General features: G+C 75.8%; 19 protein-coding genes. 9 read left to right on the top strand and 10 right to left on the bottom strand.

Annotated elements, in window-relative coordinates; translation table 11 throughout:
* Positions 1-2 precede the first annotated feature (2 nt).
* From IEY75_RS11925 to IEY75_RS11895, 7 genes are all read right to left on the bottom strand, one after another.
* Entirely contained in the window at positions 3-839 is an 837-nt protein-coding gene (locus IEY75_RS11925; RefSeq protein ID WP_189114456.1) for a RecB family exonuclease, read from the bottom strand.
* 183 nt (positions 840-1,022) lie between these two features.
* Positions 1,023-1,637, bottom strand: a complete 615-nt coding sequence (locus IEY75_RS11920) for a MarC family protein (protein ID WP_189114352.1) — start codon at positions 1,635-1,637, stop codon at positions 1,023-1,025.
* A 5-nt stretch (positions 1,638-1,642) separates the two neighbouring features.
* Positions 1,643-2,602 (bottom strand): PH domain-containing protein, encoded by a 960-nt coding sequence (locus tag IEY75_RS11915; protein WP_189114351.1) that lies wholly within the window; start codon positions 2,600-2,602, stop codon positions 1,643-1,645.
* Positions 2,603-2,608: 6 nt separating this feature from the next.
* Positions 2,609-2,767 carry a hypothetical protein gene (locus IEY75_RS11910; protein WP_189114350.1) on the bottom strand — a complete coding sequence of 53 codons (159 nt, stop codon included), beginning with the start codon at positions 2,765-2,767 and terminating at the stop codon, positions 2,609-2,611.
* Between the two features lie 357 nt (positions 2,768-3,124).
* On the bottom strand, positions 3,125-3,772 hold the full coding sequence (locus IEY75_RS11905; RefSeq protein WP_373290266.1) for a DUF6758 family protein: 648 nt from the start codon (positions 3,770-3,772) through the stop codon (positions 3,125-3,127).
* A gap of 128 nt (positions 3,773-3,900) precedes the next feature.
* Positions 3,901-4,563: a TrmH family RNA methyltransferase gene (locus IEY75_RS11900; protein ID WP_189114349.1), complete on the bottom strand. Its 663-nt coding sequence runs from the start codon at positions 4,561-4,563 to the stop codon at positions 3,901-3,903.
* Positions 4,564-5,070: 507 nt separating this feature from the next.
* The gene (locus IEY75_RS11895) at positions 5,071-5,481 is read right to left on the bottom strand and encodes a thiol-disulfide oxidoreductase DCC family protein (RefSeq protein ID WP_189114348.1); all 411 of its coding nucleotides are present in this window, start codon (positions 5,479-5,481) and stop codon (positions 5,071-5,073) included.
* A 144-nt stretch (positions 5,482-5,625) separates the two neighbouring features.
* Between IEY75_RS11895 and trxA the strand changes: the two genes are divergently transcribed.
* Positions 5,626-5,985 carry a thioredoxin gene (gene trxA / locus IEY75_RS11890; RefSeq protein ID WP_189114347.1) on the top strand — a complete coding sequence of 120 codons (360 nt, stop codon included), beginning with the start codon at positions 5,626-5,628 and terminating at the stop codon, positions 5,983-5,985.
* A gap of 134 nt (positions 5,986-6,119) precedes the next feature.
* Complete coding sequence (locus IEY75_RS11885; protein ID WP_189114346.1) at positions 6,120-7,034, top strand: hypothetical protein; 915 nt, start codon at positions 6,120-6,122, stop codon at positions 7,032-7,034.
* 102 nt (positions 7,035-7,136) lie between these two features.
* Here the strand turns inward: IEY75_RS11885 and IEY75_RS11880 are convergent, their stop codons facing one another.
* A complete protein-coding gene (locus IEY75_RS11880; protein ID WP_189114345.1) occupies positions 7,137-7,958 on the bottom strand; it encodes an SDR family NAD(P)-dependent oxidoreductase in 822 nt (273 codons plus the stop codon).
* 179 nt (positions 7,959-8,137) lie between these two features.
* Between IEY75_RS11880 and IEY75_RS11875 the strand changes: the two genes are divergently transcribed.
* From IEY75_RS11875 to IEY75_RS11865, 3 genes are all read left to right on the top strand, one after another.
* Complete coding sequence (locus tag IEY75_RS11875; RefSeq protein ID WP_189114344.1) at positions 8,138-8,731, top strand: DUF4190 domain-containing protein; 594 nt, start codon at positions 8,138-8,140, stop codon at positions 8,729-8,731.
* 126 nt (positions 8,732-8,857) lie between these two features.
* Positions 8,858-9,556 (top strand): HAD family hydrolase, encoded by a 699-nt coding sequence (locus tag IEY75_RS11870; protein ID WP_189114343.1) that lies wholly within the window; start codon positions 8,858-8,860, stop codon positions 9,554-9,556.
* Between the two features lie 16 nt (positions 9,557-9,572).
* Positions 9,573-10,109 carry a hypothetical protein gene (locus tag IEY75_RS11865; RefSeq protein ID WP_373290260.1) on the top strand — a complete coding sequence of 179 codons (537 nt, stop codon included), beginning with the start codon at positions 9,573-9,575 and terminating at the stop codon, positions 10,107-10,109.
* A gap of 57 nt (positions 10,110-10,166) precedes the next feature.
* Here the strand turns inward: IEY75_RS11865 and IEY75_RS11860 are convergent, their stop codons facing one another.
* Positions 10,167-11,078 (bottom strand): PhzF family phenazine biosynthesis protein, encoded by a 912-nt coding sequence (locus IEY75_RS11860; RefSeq protein ID WP_189114341.1) that lies wholly within the window; start codon positions 11,076-11,078, stop codon positions 10,167-10,169.
* Positions 11,079-11,122: 44 nt separating this feature from the next.
* Between IEY75_RS11860 and IEY75_RS11855 the strand changes: the two genes are divergently transcribed.
* From IEY75_RS11855 to IEY75_RS11840, 4 genes are all read left to right on the top strand, one after another.
* Entirely contained in the window at positions 11,123-12,388 is a 1,266-nt protein-coding gene (locus IEY75_RS11855) for a magnesium transporter MgtE N-terminal domain-containing protein (protein ID WP_189114340.1), read from the top strand.
* Positions 12,385-12,930 (top strand): DUF1003 domain-containing protein, encoded by a 546-nt coding sequence (locus IEY75_RS11850; RefSeq protein WP_189114339.1) that lies wholly within the window; start codon positions 12,385-12,387, stop codon positions 12,928-12,930. Before IEY75_RS11855 ends, IEY75_RS11850 begins: the two co-directional genes overlap by 4 nt.
* 130 nt (positions 12,931-13,060) lie before the next feature.
* Entirely contained in the window at positions 13,061-15,157 is a 2,097-nt protein-coding gene (locus IEY75_RS21275) for an MMPL family transporter (RefSeq protein ID WP_189114338.1), read from the top strand.
* A 76-nt stretch (positions 15,158-15,233) separates the two neighbouring features.
* On the top strand, positions 15,234-16,376 hold the full coding sequence (locus tag IEY75_RS11840; protein ID WP_189114337.1) for an Mrp/NBP35 family ATP-binding protein: 1,143 nt from the start codon (positions 15,234-15,236) through the stop codon (positions 16,374-16,376).
* A 148-nt stretch (positions 16,377-16,524) separates the two neighbouring features.
* Here IEY75_RS11840 and IEY75_RS21405 read toward each other — a convergent pair whose 3' ends face one another.
* On the bottom strand, positions 16,525-16,986 hold the full coding sequence (locus IEY75_RS21405) for a twin-arginine translocase TatA/TatE family subunit (protein WP_189114336.1): 462 nt from the start codon (positions 16,984-16,986) through the stop codon (positions 16,525-16,527).
* Positions 16,987-17,065: the final 79 nt, after the last annotated feature.

Raw genomic sequence — 17,065 nt, 5'->3', positions numbered from 1 at the left:
CCTCAGGCGGGCTGCTCGCGCAGGACCCGCTCCACCGCCTCCCAGGGCTCGCCCCCCGGCGTCGCCGCGCCGGCCGGACAGTGCCGACGGTAGTCACACCAGCGGCAGAGCGTGCCCGGAGTGGCCGGAAAAGCCTCGTCCGGGTCGGTCCCGCCGCCGACGGCGCGCTCGGCCGCCACGATGTCGGCCGCCGTCTCCTCCGCGCGGCGCACGTGCCGGGCCAGGGACTCGTCGGTGTGGGTGTGCGCGGCGACGGTACCGGTCGGCAGGTGGTGCAGCTCGACCCGGGTGCACGGCCGGCGCAGCGTGCGGCGGGCGGCGACGGCGTACAGGGCCAGCGCCGTCGAGCCGCGCGCGTCGTCGGCGTCCAGGCCGGTCCGGCCCGTCTTGTAGTCGACGACCACCAGTTCGGGGCCGTCGGGGCCGGCCCGCTCGTCGATGCGGTCGGCGCGGCCCTGCACGCTGAGGGTGGCCGTGGTCGTCGCCACGGTGCGCTCGACGCCGACGGGGTCCTGCGCCGGGTCCAGGCCCGCCGCGTACCCCTCCAGCCAGCCGAGCGCCATCCGGTAGGCGGCCCGCTCCTGGGCGGCGTCCCGGTAGCCCTCGGTCACCCAGCCGGCCTTGAGGAGCGCGGCCATGGCCTCGGGCGCCCGCCGGCCCGGCGGCACGTCGTACCACGCGCGCAGTGCCAGGTGGACACTGGCGCCCAGCGACGTGTGCGCCCACGGCGGACCCTTCGCCGGCCGCGGCCGGTCCACGTAGGTGAACCGGTACCGGCGCGGGCAGTCGGTGTAGGCGCCCAGCTTGCTGGGCGTGCAGACGAACAGCTTCTCCGGCATCCCGCCGAACCCGAGCTGCTCGCCGGCGTCGGCCCGCGGCCGCGGCGCCGGTCGGGCCGCGCTCCGGGGCCGCTGCCCGCCTCCGGCGGCGCGGTAGGGCGGGCGGCGCGGGTACGGGTCGCGGGGGGAGGATTCAGGCACGCGTCCATCCTGACAGCCCGGTACGACGGACGGCGACCCCGCTCAGTGCGTCGCGTCGTACGCGCTGACGAACTCCATCACCGCGTCGGCGATCAACTGCACCGCGATCGCCGCCAGCAGCAGGCCGGCGATCCGGCTGAGCACCTCGATGCCGCCGGGGCGCAGCAGCTTGACGACCAGCGAGGAGTACCGCAGCACCAGCCAGACGGCGAGCATCGAGGCCACGATCGCCGCCCCGATGGCGACGTAGTCGGCGGCGCCGTCGGCCCGCTGGACGAACAGCATCGTCGCCACGATCGCGCCCGGCCCCGCGAGCAGCGGCGTGCCCAGCGGGACCAGCGCCACGCTGGAGGTCGCCTGCGCGGCGCTCTCGTCGGCCTTGCCGGTCAGCAGCTCCAGCGCGACCAGCACGAGCAGGAGCCCACCGGCGGCCTGGAGCGCCGGCAGGTCCACATGCAGGTAGTCGAGAATGGTCTGCCCGCCGACCGCGAACACCACGATGACGCCGAAGGCCAGCGCCACGGCCTGCCAGGCCGCCCGCCGCTGGTCGCGCAGCGTCAGGACCTTGGTCAGCGCCAGGAAGATCGGCACCATCCCGGGCGGGTCGATGATGACCATGAGAGTGACGAAAGCCTCGCCGAAGACCTTGAGGTCCATGGGGGTCAGGCGTCGTCCTCGTCGTCGCCCGCGCTGAGCCGCGCCTCGACCGCCGCCGGCTCGTACATCTCCTCGACCACCCGCAGGTACAGCTCGTTGGGGTTGGGCAGGTGGATGACCTCGCGCAGTGCCTGGTCCTGGCCTGCGGACTCCAGCACGAAGGTGCCGTAGTTGAGCAGCCGGCCCAGCGGCGACTGCTCGAACTTCATGTCCGTCACCCGGGCCAGCGGCATCATCGCCACCTTCCGGGTGACGATGCCGCTGACGACCATCACCCGTTTGTTGGTCAGGATGAACCGGTCGCAGAACCAGTCCGCGACCTCCCAGCCGACCCAGACCATCACGGCGAGCCAGGCCAGGAACAGCAGCGCGGTGGCGCCCTCGCCGGTGCTGTTGCCGGCCAACATGCCGGAGACGATGCCCAGGCCGACAGTCGCGCCCGCGGCGATCAACAGGGGCCGGGCCAGGTGGACGGGGTGCCGCTTCCACTCGCCGCGGTACCGCTCGGTCGGGAACAGGTACCGGCCGACCAGCGCCGAGGGCTCGTCGTCGAGGGGTACGACCCGCCGCGGGGCGACGGTGGGGCCGTCGGCGAGCCCGGCCAGCTCCTCGGGCGAGAACTGCGGCCGGACCGAGGCCCGGCTGCGGACGCTCGCCGTGCCGCGCACCGAGGACTCCTCGTGCCCGAACTCCGGGCCGAAGAACCAGGTGCTGTCGCCGCCGCGCCCGCCCTCGTCGCCGCCGTGCGGCCCGCGTGCCGGCTCGCCGGAGGGCTCCGGGCCGGGTGGCCGGGGTCCGCCCGGGCTGCCGCCGGGCGCGGTCAGCGGGTCGGTGCCGTCCGGGTGGTGGCCGCCGGTGTCCGCCGTCGGGTCGCCGCCGCGGGCGGGTTCAGGACGCCGCCCGCCTTCCCCCGGGTGCGGATCGCCGTCCGGGTTGGACGGCGGACCGTCCGAGGGGGTGGCCATGGCCGATCAGGCGACCAGGTTGGTGAAGAACTCGCCGAGCCCCTGGGCCACGTCGGCGATCCCGGCGCCGATCGCCCGGAAGACGTTGGCCGCGGACTCCGGCCGGAACGCGACGAAGAACAGCAGGAAGGCGAGCCCGCCCCAGGTGAGGACCTTTCTGACCATTGCGGTCCAACCCCTTCCGCGACTGGCTACGACCGGGCGGCTGACCCCGTCGTGCGCAGATCCCAACTCAGCCGTACCCGTACATCGATGGCGATGCACGTCACCAGCTCCCGGCGGTCCGCGACGGCCCGGAACGGTCTGCCCCAGACTGCCACATCTGTCGCGGGCGTGTGACGCGCGCCCACGGGTACCGGCCCGCCCTGCTGGTGCCTGTTCCGGTACACACCGGTCAACACTTACGAATCACCCAGTTAGTGTGCGCCCGGTGACAGTGAGCCTACCAACTGTGCGACCAGATGGGGCTTGATCAACATAATGAGTGACCCATGCCGCGTGCGCCCGTTTGCCCTTCCGCGATCAGCCGCGACCGTGTAGATAGGGCGACGGCGCGCCGAACACCAGCTCCGGCGGCGTCCACTCGGCCAGGTCCTGCAGGACGACGTTCTCGGCGAGCAGGTAGCCGGCGCTCGCCGGCCAGGCCACCGCGTACAGCCACATCCCCCGCGCCTCCCCGGCGTACGCGCTGCGGTCGGCGGGCGACTTGACCGACCACAGCGGGGCCGGGTGCCCGCCGGCCTTCACCTTGGCGTGCGGGACCTCGGCCATCACCTCGGACAGCGACGTCCCGGGGTCGGGTCCCGGGATGCCGGCGAACCGGGTGCCCAGGCCCAGGCCGGGCTCCTCGGCGACGAAGATGATGTCGGCCGGCCCGCCGCCCAGCGGCGTGGGGCCGCTGACGGCCACCGCCGCCGCGCGGGCGCCCGTGCGCTGGTCGCCCGCCCAGCCGACACCGGTGACCGTCCAGTGGGTGGGCAGGGGCCACAGGCACCACAGGGGCGTGCGCCCGCCGCCGCTGCGCACGGCGTGGCTCGCCGCCGCCACGACGTCGGTGTTGATGTGCTCGGCGACGTGCAGCGGGGCGACCGGCCCGCAGTCCTGACAACGCCACTCGCTGTGCATGAGGTCCGGCTCTCTCACCGACCCGCCGCACCGCGGGCAACTCACTGTCACGGCCACACAGCCACGGTGCGCCGCCCCGCCACCGCCGTCAAGCGGAACCGCGAGATTCCCGCGCCCCCCGCACGCCGCGCGGGGGCGCCCCGGCCGGGTCCCGAAGGCTCCTGCCGGGGCCCTCAGGCGGTCGGCGGGGCGGCGTGGGCGCGGATCCAGGCGTGCATCGCGATGCCGCTGGCGACACCCGCGTTGATCGACCGGGTCGAGCCGTACTGCGCGACGGAGTACAGCGCGTCGCAGGTGGCGCGGGCGGCATCGGACAGTCCCGGGCCCTCCTGCCCGAACAGCAGCACGCAGCGGCGGGGCAGGACCGCGGTCTCCAGCGGGCGGCTGCCCGGCAGGTTGTCCACCCCGACGACGGCGAGCCCCGCCCCCGTCGCCCAGGCGCGCAGCGCGGCCGGGTCGGGGTGGTGCCGCACGTGCTGGTACCGGTCGGTGACCATCGCGCCCCGGCGGTTCCAGCGGCGGCGGCCGACGATGTGTACCGCCGCCGCCAGGAACGCGTTCGCCGTGCGGACCACGGTCCCGATGTTGAGGTCGTGCTGCCAGTTCTCGATGGCGACGTGGAAGTCGTGCCGGCGGCTGTCGAGGTCGGCGACGATCGCCTCGTGCCGCCAGTACCGGTACCGGTCCACGACGTTGCGGCGGTCGCCGGCCGCCAGCAGCGCCGGGTCCAGCCGGGGGTCCGCCGGGGGCGGACCCGGCCACGGCCCGACGCCGACCCCGTCCGCCGGCGGCGGCTCGGCGGGCGCGTCGGGGACGGATTCCGGGGACGGCGTCATGGCAGGGAACCTAACGCGGCCACCCGGCGTCTATTTCAGCACCCGGCCACACAGAACGACGGCGGACACCGACAGGACGGTACGGCCGGCGGGCAGCGGACCAGCGACGGACACGGAGACTCACGCGCAGGACACGACGGACGCGGAAGAAGCAGGCGCAGCAACGACGGAAGGGAGACACGACGCGGGCAGCGGAACCCGACGGGCGCGAGGATCGTTCACGGAGACACTCCTCCTCCGCGAACCAGTGTCCACGCGACGCGGACGACGCCCGCAGGCGGAGACGCGCGCCGACAGAGTCGGGACGCAATGAGCGGCGGGGCCCTCCCCGGCACCCGCCGCCCACGCTCTGGTAGGGAAGATTCTGCCGCACGCAGCGACGTACGCCAATGCATGAGTTAGATATCCGACACACAGTTACCGAAACGTGAGCAAGGTTTCCCCCAGCCGTACCAACAGATAACGGAGAGTGACTCACCTCCGTCGATGGCTTCGCGCCCGACGGTTTCAGTGCCGGTCCGCCCCAGGCGGACCGGCACTGTCGCGCTCCGGGAGGGCGCACGCGGCTGTGCCGCCGGGCAGCCGGTGGCGATGCCGGGCGACCACCCGGTACACCGGCCAGGCCAGCCAGCGCACCGGCGCCGCCGCGAGCAGCGCGCCGACGTGCCGCCACCAGTTCGGCGCCGTGCGCAGGGCGTGCGCGATCGCCACCGGCCCCGCCGCCCGGCCGCCGTCGGTGCCGCACCACTGCGCCGCCGCGAGGCACTGGGCGCGGGTCAGGCCCCACGCCGCGAGGTCGAGCTGCTGCCAGGGCGCCATGCGGACCTGCGGCCGGACCTGGGCGCGGGCGAACTCCACGCAGCGGGTGCAGAATCCGCAGTCGCCGTCGTACACCAGCAGCGCGAGGTCGGGGGCCACGCCGCCATCCTCCTCCTGCCCGGGGGGCCGGCCAACGTGAGCCGCGCGACTGTGGCCCGCGCCCCGTCCGGCTAGGGGAATGGTCCGCGCCTCGGTACGGTTTCCCCACTTGTTGGACCACCTGGCCGATGGGAGATTCACATCATGGCGACCGTAGCGCTCACCACCGCGACGTTCGAGGAGACCACGCGCGGCGAGGGCATCGTCCTCGTGGACTTCTGGGCGAGCTGGTGCGGTCCCTGCCTGCGGTTCGCGCCGACCTACGAGAAGATGTCGGAGAAGCACCCCGACGTCACCTTCGGCAAGGTCGACACCGAGGCGCAGCCGGAGCTGGCGCAGCGGTTCAACATCAGCTCGATCCCCACGATCATGGCGATCCGGGACGGCGTGATGGTGTTCTCCCAGGCCGGTGCGCTGCCGGAGAAGGCGCTGGAGGATCTGGTCGGCCAGGTCCGCGCCCTCGACATGGACGCCGTGCGCGAGCGCATCGCCGCCAAGGACTGAGGGGTCACCGCCAAGGACTGAGGGGTCACCGCCGAGGACCGAAGGTCGCCGCCAGGGACCGAGGCCGGTCGCCGGCCGGACTCTGACCGTCCGGCGGTCGCCCCGGCGGCGCCCGATTGAGTACGGTCTGAGACGTGGCCCCGACCATGGCTCCTCCGCCCGGGCCGGACCGCCGCGGCCTCCTCGGGAGGCTGCTGGCGCCCCGCCCCGCCCCCGCGCTGACCGAGGCGCGGGCGATCGCCGTGCGCGCCGGCCAGCTCTGGGGCGCCGTCGCGGCGCTGGCGCTGGCCGCCGTCGCCTTCCGGCTGTGGGTCACGGTCCTCGTCCAGCCGTACGCCTGGACCCTGCCCGCCTGGCTGGCGCTGCCCGTGCTGACCCTGGCCACCGCCGCGGCCGCGGCGGCGCCGGTACTGCTGCTGGCCCGGTTGATCCGGGCGCAGTCGCCGCCGCGCGGGCTGCTCGCCGCGCCCGAGGTCCGGCCGCGCTGGTGGCTGCGGGGGCGGGGCTTCCCCGTCGCGCCGACGCCGTGGCTGGGCGTGCCGCTGCTGCTGTACCTGTCCTGGGCGACCGGCACCCTTCCCCTGACCATGCACGCGGACGGCCGTCTGGCGGCCGGCCCGGCGGCGCTGCTGGCGGGGTTGACCCTGGTGCAGCCGCCGCTGGCGGCCGTGGCCTGGTACGTGGCCCGCGGGCCGCAGCTCGCGCTGACGCCGCAGGGCGTCCTGCTCCGGGGGGCGCGCAGCGGCCCGCAGGGCCGGCTCGTGCCCTGGGCGGACGTCGACCTGTCCGGCGTGGCCGGCCCGCGGCGCCGGGCGCTGCCCCTGGCCCCGGGGGTCGAGGTGCCGCTGAGCTGGCTGTGGGTCGATCCGCTGTTCCTGGCCCGGGCGGTGCGCCACTACGCCGCGCACCCCGAGCACCGGGCCGCGATCGGTACGCCGCTGGAGCTGATCCGGCTGCGCGCCGCGCTGGCCGCCGCCGACGACCGGCCCGCGGCGCGGATCCCCCGGCAGCGGGAGGCGGCCGGGGAGCACGACCGGCTGGCGGGCTGAGCGGGCGGCCAGGCGGGCGGGGCTGCCCGGGACCGCCGGTACCGGCCCGGGGCGCCGCGGCGGGCCGTCAGCGGACACGGGCCGTCAGGCGGACACAGGCCGTCAGCGGAAGGCGGCCTCCGCGACGCTGTTGCCGCCGTCGACGACGAGCATCTGGCCGGTGATGTACGACGCCGCCGGGGTGCACAGGAACCCGATCGCCGCGGCCACCTCCTCGGGCTGGCCCGGGCGGCCCATCGGGGTGCCGAAGCCCTGCTTCAGCTCCACCAGGGTCGAGGCACTGGTGTGGATCGTGCCCGGGGCCACCGCGTTGACCGTGATGCCGTCGGCGACCAGCTCCATCGCCAGCGCCCGGGTGAGCCCGACGACGCCGGCCTTCGCCGCGGCGTAGCCGGCCTCCGCGGGCAGCGCGTTGATCGGCCCGGCCGTGGCGGAGAGGTTGACGATGCGTCCCCAGCCCTGCTCGGCCATGCCGGCGATGCAGACCCGGCTGACCAGGAAGGCCGTGCTGAGGTTACGGTCGATCTCGGCCTTCCACTCGTCGTACGTCAACTGCGCCACCGGGCGCAGCACCTCCGGGCTGGCCTTGCTCGCCAGGCCGGCGTTGTTCACCACGATCTCCACCGGGCCGAACTGGTCGGCGACCGCGTCGGCCAGGGCCCCCACCTCCGCCTCGTCGGTGAGGTCGGCGACGAAGCCGGTGACGCCGTCGCCCAGCTCGGCGGCCCGGTCGTGGATCCGCCGGGTGGTCGAGACGATGGCGACGGTGGCGCCCAGCGCCCGCAGGCGGTGCGCGGTCGCGTAGCCGATGCCCTCGGGGGAGCCGGCGCCGGTGACGAGCGCGACCCGGCCATCGAGCCGGTCGGGTGAGCGGCCGGCCGACCCGGTCTCGTCGTCGGCGGCGCCTGATACGTGGATACCCATGCGACGATCCTGCCCGCTGGCGCAGGGACCGGCAACGGCATCCGCTGTTCCTGCCCGGACGGGCGGTCCGCGACCCGGCCGCCTGCCCGGCCGCGCGCCCGGGGGCGCCCGCCCGGCCGCTTCGCGGGGCCCCGGCGAGCGGATAGGGTGGCCGTACTGACCTTGCGATCGGAGCACGCATGACGCAGCCGGAAAACTGGCCCGGGAACCCCGGGTCCGGGGGGCCGCCGCCCGCCGACCCGACCGCCAGCCCACCGGCCTACGGCGAGCCGTACCCGTACCCGCCGGCCACTCCCCCGCCGGCCGCCCCGTCGCCCGGGGAGCACCTGGGCCAGCAGCCGGCGCCCGGTCAGCCCTACTACCCGCCGGCCGGGCCGGCGGCCCCGTACGGCCCTTCCGGCTACGCGCAGTACGGGTACGGGTCGCAGTACCCCGGCTACGCGACGCCGATGCCGCACAACACCCTGGCCATCGCGGCCATCGTCGCGTCGGTCCTCGGCGTGTTCAGCCTCTGCGCGTACGGCGTCGGGGGCATCATCGGCGCCGTCGGCGCGGTCCTCGGCCACGTGGCGAAGCGGCAGATCAACGAGCGCGGCGAGAACGGCGCCGGGCTGGCCAAGGCGGCGATCATCATCGGCTGGATCACCACGGCCATCGCCGTGCTGTCGCTGGTCGTCATCATCGTGATCGGGGTGTACGTGGCGACCACCGACGGCGGCGGCGGCGCCGGGGACTCGGGCTCCTACGACGCGCTGGCGGCCCTGACCGGCTGAGCGCGGCGCCCGCCGGGCCGCCGTCGACACCTGCCGGGGCCGCTGACCCCGGGAGCGAAAGAGCACGAAGGACATGATTTCCTTTCGCGGCGTGTTCCCGCCCCGTTTCGGAGGTCGTGCCCTGTCATGTCCCGGTACCGTGCGGTCCTCTTCGACTTCTTCGGCACCCTGACCCAGGCGGTGCGGCGCGGTCCGGCGCACGGCCGGATCGCCCGGGACCTCGGGTGCGACCCCGCCCTGATGACGGCGGCGCTCGACGCGACGTTCCGCGAGCGGGCGCGGGGGGCGTACGGCGACGAGCTGTGCGCCCTGCGCGAGGTCTGCCGGCTGGCCGGCGGCGCACCCGGCGACGCCCGGCTCGCCGCCGCGCTGCCGGCCCGCCGGGCGGCGCTGGCCGCCGACCTGCGGCTGCGCCCCGACGCCGTGGCGACCCTCGCCGCGCTGCGGGGCCGCGGGCTGCGCACCGGAGTGGTCAGCGACTGCGGGTACGAGCTGCCGGTACTGCTGCCCGGGCTGCCCGTCGCGCCCCTGCTGGAGGCGACCGTCTACTCCGTCCACGTCGGCCGGTGCAAGCCGGACCCGGCGATGTACGCGGCCGCGTGCGCCTGGCTGCGGGTGCGCCCGGGCGAGTGCCTGTACGTCGGGGACGGGGGCGGCCGGGAGCTGACCGGGGCGGCGGCGTTCGGCATGACGGCCGTGCGGCTGGCCGCCCCGGACCTCGGCGGCCACCTGGTGTTCGAGCCGGACGACTTCGCCGGGCCGGCCGTCGGCGCGCTCAGCGAGGTACCGGCCCTGCTGGACCGCGCGCCCGCGGCGGCGCCCTAGCGCGCCGGCCGCTCCGGTGCGGCAGGATGGACCGGTGACCGAACCCGCGCCGCCGCACCCGCTGGTCGCCGAGGCCTCCCGCCGGGCGGCCCTGGTATGGGTGGCCGCCGCGGGCCGCCCCGCCGCCGCGCTGTGGTGCCTGCCCCTCGCCGACGGCCTGTACGTCGTCACCGGCCCCGGCGAGCAGGACGCACCGGGGCTGGCCGGCGCGGCCACCGCCGAGGTGACGGCGCGCGGGGACCACGGCGGCCGGATCGCCACCTGGACCGCAGCCGTCGACCGGATCGCCCCCGACGGGCCGCGGTGGGCGGAGGCGGCCGCGGCGCTGGCCGCCAAGCGCCTCAACGGCGGCGGCCCGGCCGCGGACCTCGTCGCGCGCTGGGCCGCCGACGGGGTGGCGGTCCTGTGCCTCGCCCCGACGCCGGCCCCGCCGGCCGGCGGGGCGGACCTGCCGGCCGGCGCGCAGGCGGCGCCGCCGCGCGACACGCCCGCGACCCGGCCGGCCCGGCGGCCGTTCCGGCTGCACCGGGTCCGCCGCCCGCCCCGCGGCTGACCACGCGGCCGACCCGGTGGGGGTCGCCCTGACGATCGGGGCGCCGCTGGCGCCGCGTCAGCCGACGAACGGCGGTACCGCGATCGCGCCCGTGGCGATCGGGACGACGGCGCCGGCCACCGTCACCGTCGCGGCGGCGCCGTCGCGCGCCTCGACCGTGCAGTGCAACGTGGACGGCCGGTGCAGCTCCAGGCCCTGGCGCACGGTGTACGCGGACTCGCCGGTCGGCGGCAGCAGGCCGGTGGCCACCAGGTAGGCGCCCAGGCCGAGGGCCGCCGAGCCGGTGGCCGGGTCCTCCGGCACCCCCGAGCCGGGGCAGAAGACGCGCGAGTGGGCGGTGCGGGTGGCCGGGTCCCAGCCGAACACGCACAGCTCCGGCACCCCGTGCCGGGCCGCCGCGGCGGTGTCCAGCGCCGCGGCGGCGACCTGCGCGGGCGCGACGGCCAGGTACAGGAAGTCCAGGCCGCAGCCCGCCACCCGCGGCGCGGGCACCGGGTCGCCGCCGCCCGCCGCGCCCGGCAGCCCGACCACGGCGCGCGGCGGCGCCGGGTCCAGCGGCGCCCCCACCGCCGGGCGGCCGCCGGTGAGGCGGGCGCCGCGGCCGTCGCCCCCGATCCGCAGCGGCAGCAGGCCGGCGCCGCACTCCTGCACCACGGTGCCCTCGGTGTCCGGCTGCGCCCGCCCGAGGCGCACGGCCGTCACCGCGGCGCCGATGCTGGGGTGCCCGGCGAACGGCAGCTCGGCCTCGGGAGTGAAGATCCGCAGGCGGTACGCGGCGTCCCGGCTGCGCGCGGGCAGCAGGAACACCGTCTCCGACAGGTGGAACTCCCGGGCCAGGGCCTGCATCTGGTCGCCGGAGAGCCCGTCGGCGTCCAGCACGACGGCGAGCGGGTTGCCGGCGAACGGCCGGTCGGTGAACACGTCGACGACCTCGTACGGGAGGCGTCCGGGTGCGGTGAGGTTGGACATGGCCTTGCACGCTAGACGATCCGTGCGCGCACTAGGCTGATCGCGTGACCACCGCGACCAAGGTCTTCGTAGCGCGGCTCGCCGGGCTGACCGTCTTCGATCCCAACGGGGACCAGGTCGGCCGTGTCCGCGACGCGGTGGCCCGGCTCCGGATGGGCGGCCGGCCGCCCCAGGTGGTCGGTCTCGTCGCCGAGATCGCCATGCGCCGCCGCATCTTCCTGCCGATCGGCCGGATCACCTCGGTCGACGCCGACGCGGTCGTCCTCAACACCGGCACGCTGAACCTGCGCCGCTTCTCCAAGCGGCCCGACGAGCTGCTGGTCCTGGAGGAGCTGCTGGACCGCCGGGTGACGATCAGCGCCGCCGGGCGGGCGGCGACGGTGGTCGACGTGGCGATGGAGGCCAACCGGCTGGGCGAGTGGACCCTGCACCGGGTCGCCGTGCGGGAGCTCTCCGGCCGGCTGACCCGCCGCGGCCACCTGCGCCAACTGGAGTGGGGCGAACTGGCCGGCCTGGTCGGCCAGCCCGAGGCGCAGGGGACGGCCAGCCTGCTGGCCATGCTCGACCAGCTCCGCCCCGCGGACCTGGCCAACGTGCTCCAGGAGCTGTCGGACACCCGGCGCAACGAGGTCGCCGCCGCCCTGGACGACGAGCGCCTCGCCGACGTCCTGGGCGAGCTGCCCGAGCACGACCAGGTGGAGATCCTCGCCGCGCTGGACCGCGAGCGCGCCGCCGACGTACTGGAGGAGATGGACCCCGACGACGCCGCCGACCTGCTGGCCGAGCTGCCCAAGGTCGAGCAGGAGGTGCTGCTGGACCTGATGCAGCCCGACGAGGCGGAGCCGGTCCGGGCGCTGATGAAGTACCTGCCCGGGACGGCCGGCTCGGTGATGACCTCGGAGCCGGTGATCATGACGCCGGACGCCACGGTCGCCGAGGCGCTGGCGCGGATCCGCGCGCCCCAGCTCTCCCCCGCCATGGCCGCGCAGATCTTCGTCAGCCGGGCGCCCACCGCCACGCCGACGGGTCGCTACCTGGGCATGGCGCACTTCCAGAAGCTGCTCCGGGAGCCGCCGGCCGAGCTGCTCGGCGGGGTCGTGGACAACGACATCGACCCGCTGGACCCGGAAACGCCGCTGCCGGAGATCACCCGCCGGATGGCGACCTACGACCTGGTCTCGATGCCGGTGGTGGACAACGCCGACCGGCTGGTGGGGGCGGTCACCGTGGACGACGTGCTCGACCACCTGCTGCCGCACGACTGGCGGGACCGGGACAGCCAGGATCTTGCGCCGGGGTCGGGCGGATGACGGAGCCGCGGCGGCTGGACCAGCCGCGCGAGACGGACCGGCTGTCCCTGCCGCGGTTCGACCCCGAGGCGTTCGGCCGCTGGTCGGAGGGGTTCGCCCGGTCGATGGGGACGGCCCGGTTCATCGTCTACATGACGGTCGTGGTGGGCATCTGGTTCGCCTGGAACACGCTGACCCCGTTCGGGTGGCGGTTCGACCCGTACCCGTACCAGTTCATGACGCTGGTCCTGTCGTTGCAGGCCAGCTACGCCGCGCCGCTGATCCTGCTCGCCCAGAACCGGCAGGCCGACCGGGACCGCCTGACGATGGAGGAGGACCGGCGCCGGGCGGCGATGCAGAAGGCCGACACCGAGTACCTGGCCCGGGAGATCGCCGCGCTGCGGATCGCCCTCGGCGAGGTCGCGACGCGGGACTTCCTGCGCTCGGAGCTGACCCGGCTGGCCGAGGAGCTGGACGACGCGGCGCAGCGCCGGTACGAGCGGGAGCACCCGGCGGACCCGGGCGGCGAGGACACCCGCCGCGGCGGCCGCAAACCCCGCTGACCAGGCCGACCCCGAGGAATCTCAGGGTTGACCTTGTCTGTTTTCATGTGTCAGCCTTTCCTTACACATGAAACCTGAGGCTTCTGGCCGGCGTACCGGCCGGCCGGCCCTCCCCGGCCCGAGGATGCCCATGTCCACCGTTCCCGCTCCGCCCCACGACGCGCCCGCCGACGCCGCCGCCGCGGACCCGCCCGAGAAGCTGCCGCGGCTGCTGCGCGGCCGGCTCGCCGTCTGGCTGATCATCGGCGCCTGGATCGCCGTCCTCGCCGGGCTCTCGCCCCTGGCCGCGAAGGTCAACGACGTCCAGAAGAACGATGCCGTCTCGATGCTGCCGCGCGGCGCGGACGCCACCAGGGTCGCCGCGTACGCGGCCCGGTTCCCCGCCGCCGACGCGCTGCCGGCCGTCGCCGTGTTCACCCGCGACGGCGCGCTCACCGCCGCCGACCGGGCGGCCATCGAGGCGAAGCGGACCGCCGCGGCGGCCTTCGCGCTGGGCGGCCGGGTCGCGCCCGTGGAGTACGCCGTCGACGGCCGCGCGGCCACCGTCACCGCGATGATGGCGCGCGAGGACCGCCTGTTCGACCGGATCGACGGCCTGCGGGCGCTGGCCCGCGACGGGCTGCCGCCCGGCCTGACCGGCGCCGTCGGCGGTCCCGCCGCCGGCCTCGTGGACACCGTGAAGGTCTTCAGCGACCTGGACACCGACCTGTTCGCCATCACCGGCGCCGTCGTCGCGGTCCTGCTCCTGCTGATCTACCGCAGCCCGGTGCTGTGGCTGCTGCCGCTGCTCGCCGTCGGCGCCGCGACCCAGGTGTCCGAGGCGCTGATCTACCTGCTGGGCAAGGAGTTCGCGCTGCCCGTCGACGGGCAGAGCGCCGGCATCACCACGGTCCTGGTCTTCGGCGTCGGCACCGACTACGCCCTGCTCCTGCTCGCCCGGTACCGCGAGGAGCTGCGCCGGCACCCCGACCGCCGGCACGCCATGCTCGTGGCGCTGCGCCGCTCCGCGCCCGCGATCCTGGCCAGCGCCGGCACGGTCGTCCTGGGCCTGCTCTGCCTGCTGGTCGCCGACCTGAACTCCAACCGCAGCATCGGCGCCGTCGGCGCGCTCGGCGTCCTCGCCGGTGCCGCCACCACGCTGATGCTCCTGCCGGCGCTGCTGGTGGCGGCCGGGCGCTGGGTCTTCTGGCCGTTCGTCCCGCGCCCGGGCGTACCGGCCCGGCCGGCCCGCGGCTGGACCCGGCTGGGCGAGGGCGTCGCCGCCCGGCCCCGCCTCGTCTGGGCCGCCACCGCCGTGGCCCTCGGCGCGCTGGTCTTCGGGGTGGCCGGCGTGAAGATCGGTACCACCCAGGCCGAGTCCTTCACCACCACGCCCGAGTCGGTCACCGCGCAGGAGCGGATCGCCACCCACTTCCCCGCCGGCAGCGGCGCCCCCGCCGAGATCGTCGCGCCGGTCGCGGCCCGGGGCCGGGTCGCGGCGGCGGCGGGCGGCGTGCCCGGCGTCGTCCGGCTGCGGCCGCCGGCCGTGTCCACCGACGGCGCCCTGGTGTCGGTACCGGTGGTCCTCGCCGACGCCCCCGACAGCCCGGCGGCCGCGGACACGGTCCGCCGACTGCGGGCCGCCACCGGCGGGATCCCGGGCGCGGTGGTCGGCGGCCCGACGGCGCAGAAGATCGACATCGAGGCCGCCGCGGACCACGACCGCCGGCTGGTGATCCCGCTGGTCCTCGCCGCCGTCCTGCTGGTGCTGGTCCTGCTGCTGCGCGCCCTCGTCGCGCCGCTGCTGCTGATCACCACCGTCGTGCTCTCCTACGCCGCCGCGCTGGGCGCCGCCGCGCTGCTCCTGCGGGGCGTCTTCGACCTGGGCGCCTTCGACCACTCGACGCCGCTGCTCGGCTTCGTGTTCCTGGTCGCCCTGGGCGTGGACTACAACATCTTCCTGGCGCACCGGATCCGCGAGGAGGTCGGCCGGGTGGGCCACCGGGCCGGGGTCCTGCGCGGCCTCACCGCCACCGGCGGCGTGATCACCAGCGCGGGCCTGGTCCTGGCGGCGACGTTCACGGTACTGGCCACGCTGCCGCTGGTCACCATGCTCGGCATCGGGCTCGTCGTGGCGGTCGGGGTGGTGCTGGACACGCTCGTGGTCCGGTCGGTGCTGGTACCTGCCCTGCTGCTGGACACCGGCCCGGTCAGTTGGTGGCCGCGCCGGACCGGCGTCGGCCGCTGACCGGCGCGGGTACCGCCGCCCGCCCGCCGCTCGGGCGCCGGGTGGCGGTACCCGCGCGGGACGTAGCATGGACCCCATGCCATCGACCCGGACCATCGACGAGGCCGCCCTCCGGGCGGCCCTGGCGACGGTGGACGACCCCGAGATCCGCCGCCCGATCACCGAACTCGGGATGGTCGCCGACGTCGCGGTCGGCGCCGACGGCGTGGTCACGGTCGCGCTCCTGCTCACGGTCGCCGGCTGCCCGCTGAAGGACAAGCTGCGCGCGGACATCACCGCGGCGGTCGGCGCGGTGCCCGGCGTCCGCGGCGTCGAGATCGACTTCGGCGTGATGACGGCCGAGCAGCGCAAGGACCTGCAGAGCCGGCTGCGCGGCGGCGGGGGCACCGAGGAGCCGGTGATCCCGTTCGCCCAGCCCGGCTCCCGGACCCGGGTGTACGCCGTGGCCAGCGGCAAGGGCGGCGTCGGCAAGTCCAGCGTCACGGTCAACCTGGCGGCGGCGCTCGCCTCCCGCGGGCTCGCCGTCGGCGTCGTCGACGCCGACATCTACGGCCACTCGGTCCCCCGGATGCTCGGCGCCGACGGCCGGCCCACCCGGATCGAAGAAATGATCATGCCGCCGCAGGCGAACGGCGTGAAGGTCATCTCGATCGGCATGTTCACCTCCGGCAACGCCGCCGTCGTCTGGCGCGGCCCGATGCTGCACCGGGCGCTCCAGCAGTTCCTCGCCGACGTGTACTGGGGCGACCTCGACGTCCTGCTCCTGGACCTCCCCCCGGGTACCGGCGACGTGGCGATCTCGCTGGCACAGCTCCTGCCCAACGCCGAGATCCTCATCGTCACCACGCCGCAGCAGGCCGCCGCGGAGGTGGCCGAACGGGCGGGGGCGATCTCCCTGCAGACCCACCAGCGGATCGTCGGCGTCATCGAGAACATGAGCTGGCTGGAGCTGCCCACCGGCGAGCGCCTGGAGGTCTTCGGGGCCGGGGGCGGCCAGACGGTCGCGGACTCGCTCACCCGCACCATCGGCGCGCCGGTGCCGCTGCTCGGCCGGATCCCGCTGGACACCCGGGTCCGCGAGGGCGGCGACGCCGGCCGCCCGATCGTGCTCGACGTCCCGGACGCCCCGGCGGCCGTGGCGCTCCAGGCGGTCGCGGACCGCCTGGCGGTCCGGCGCGAGTCGCTGGTCGGCAAGCCGCTCGGCCTCCGCCCGGCCTGACCGGCCCGCGCCGCCCGCCCCGTACTCCGGCCGCCCGGTACTCCAGCCGCCCTGTACTCCAGCCGGCCGCCCTGTACTCCAGCCGGCCGCCCTGTACTCCAGCCGGCCGCCCTTACTTCGGCCGCCCCGGCCACAGGCGGTCGCCCGCTCAGGTCGCGTCGAAGTCCCGCGCCCGCGGCGCCGCCGCCGACCCGGGCGACGTGCCCGCCGGGTCGGCGGGGGGGACCGTGCGGACCGTCGCCTCCGACCGCGGGCGTGCCTCCTCGACCGCGTCGCGCAGGTGCGAGCGGGCACCCTCCATGGTGTCCCGCACGTCGCCGCCGTGGCCGCGCAGGTCCTTGACGAGCCCGTCGAGCGGCTGCCGGAGCGCCTGCTCGTCCTCCTCGCTGAGCAGGTGCTTGCGGATCAGGGTCTTGGGGTGCAGGTCCTCCAGGGTGAGGTCGGTGCCCAGCTCCCGCCCCAGGTCGCCGGTGGCGTTGCGGGCCATCTGGCGCAGGTTGCGCACCATCCGCAGGCCGTCCCCGATGACTTTGGGCAGCTTCTCGCCGAAGATCAGGAAGGCGAGGACGAGCAGCGCCAGCAGCTCCCACCAGTTCAGGTTCTCGAACACGCGCCGTCCTCCCCCGGGCCGGTGACCGGCCGTCCGCTCCCACCCATCTCACCACGGGGGCACCCGGCGCGGCGATCGC

Origin of the sequence: Pilimelia terevasa (genome assembly GCF_014647915.1) — a bacterium.
Taxonomy (GTDB): Bacteria; Actinomycetota; Actinomycetes; order Mycobacteriales; family Micromonosporaceae; genus Pilimelia; species Pilimelia terevasa.
The sequence above is the reverse complement of the archived record's forward strand: the minus strand, read 5'-3'. Positions and strand labels throughout refer to the sequence as shown.

What these genes read in the sequence shown, in the direction of transcription:
- IEY75_RS11870 (WP_189114343.1), top strand. Translation starts at nt 8,858, where the DNA reads ATGTCCCGGTACCGTGCGGTCCTCTTCGACTTCTTCGGCACCCTGACC.
- IEY75_RS11860 (WP_189114341.1), bottom strand. Translation starts at nt 11,078, where the DNA reads ATGTCCAACCTCACCGCACCCGGACGCCTCCCGTACGAGGTCGTCGAC.
- IEY75_RS11920 (WP_189114352.1), bottom strand. Translation starts at nt 1,637, where the DNA reads ATGGACCTCAAGGTCTTCGGCGAGGCTTTCGTCACTCTCATGGTCATC.
- IEY75_RS11840 (WP_189114337.1), top strand. Translation starts at nt 15,234, where the DNA reads ATGCCATCGACCCGGACCATCGACGAGGCCGCCCTCCGGGCGGCCCTG.
- IEY75_RS11900 (WP_189114349.1), bottom strand. Translation starts at nt 4,563, where the DNA reads ATGACGCCGTCCCCGGAATCCGTCCCCGACGCGCCCGCCGAGCCGCCG.
- IEY75_RS11850 (WP_189114339.1), top strand. Translation starts at nt 12,385, where the DNA reads ATGACGGAGCCGCGGCGGCTGGACCAGCCGCGCGAGACGGACCGGCTG.
- IEY75_RS11925 (WP_189114456.1), bottom strand. Translation starts at nt 839, where the DNA reads ATGCCGGAGAAGCTGTTCGTCTGCACGCCCAGCAAGCTGGGCGCCTAC.
- IEY75_RS21275 (WP_189114338.1), top strand. Translation starts at nt 13,061, where the DNA reads ATGTCCACCGTTCCCGCTCCGCCCCACGACGCGCCCGCCGACGCCGCC.
- IEY75_RS11915 (WP_189114351.1), bottom strand. Translation starts at nt 2,602, where the DNA reads ATGGCCACCCCCTCGGACGGTCCGCCGTCCAACCCGGACGGCGATCCG.
- IEY75_RS11910 (WP_189114350.1), bottom strand. Translation starts at nt 2,767, where the DNA reads ATGGTCAGAAAGGTCCTCACCTGGGGCGGGCTCGCCTTCCTGCTGTTC.
- IEY75_RS11880 (WP_189114345.1), bottom strand. Translation starts at nt 7,958, where the DNA reads ATGGGTATCCACGTATCAGGCGCCGCCGACGACGAGACCGGGTCGGCC.
- trxA (WP_189114347.1), top strand. Translation starts at nt 5,626, where the DNA reads ATGGCGACCGTAGCGCTCACCACCGCGACGTTCGAGGAGACCACGCGC.
- IEY75_RS11875 (WP_189114344.1), top strand. Translation starts at nt 8,138, where the DNA reads ATGACGCAGCCGGAAAACTGGCCCGGGAACCCCGGGTCCGGGGGGCCG.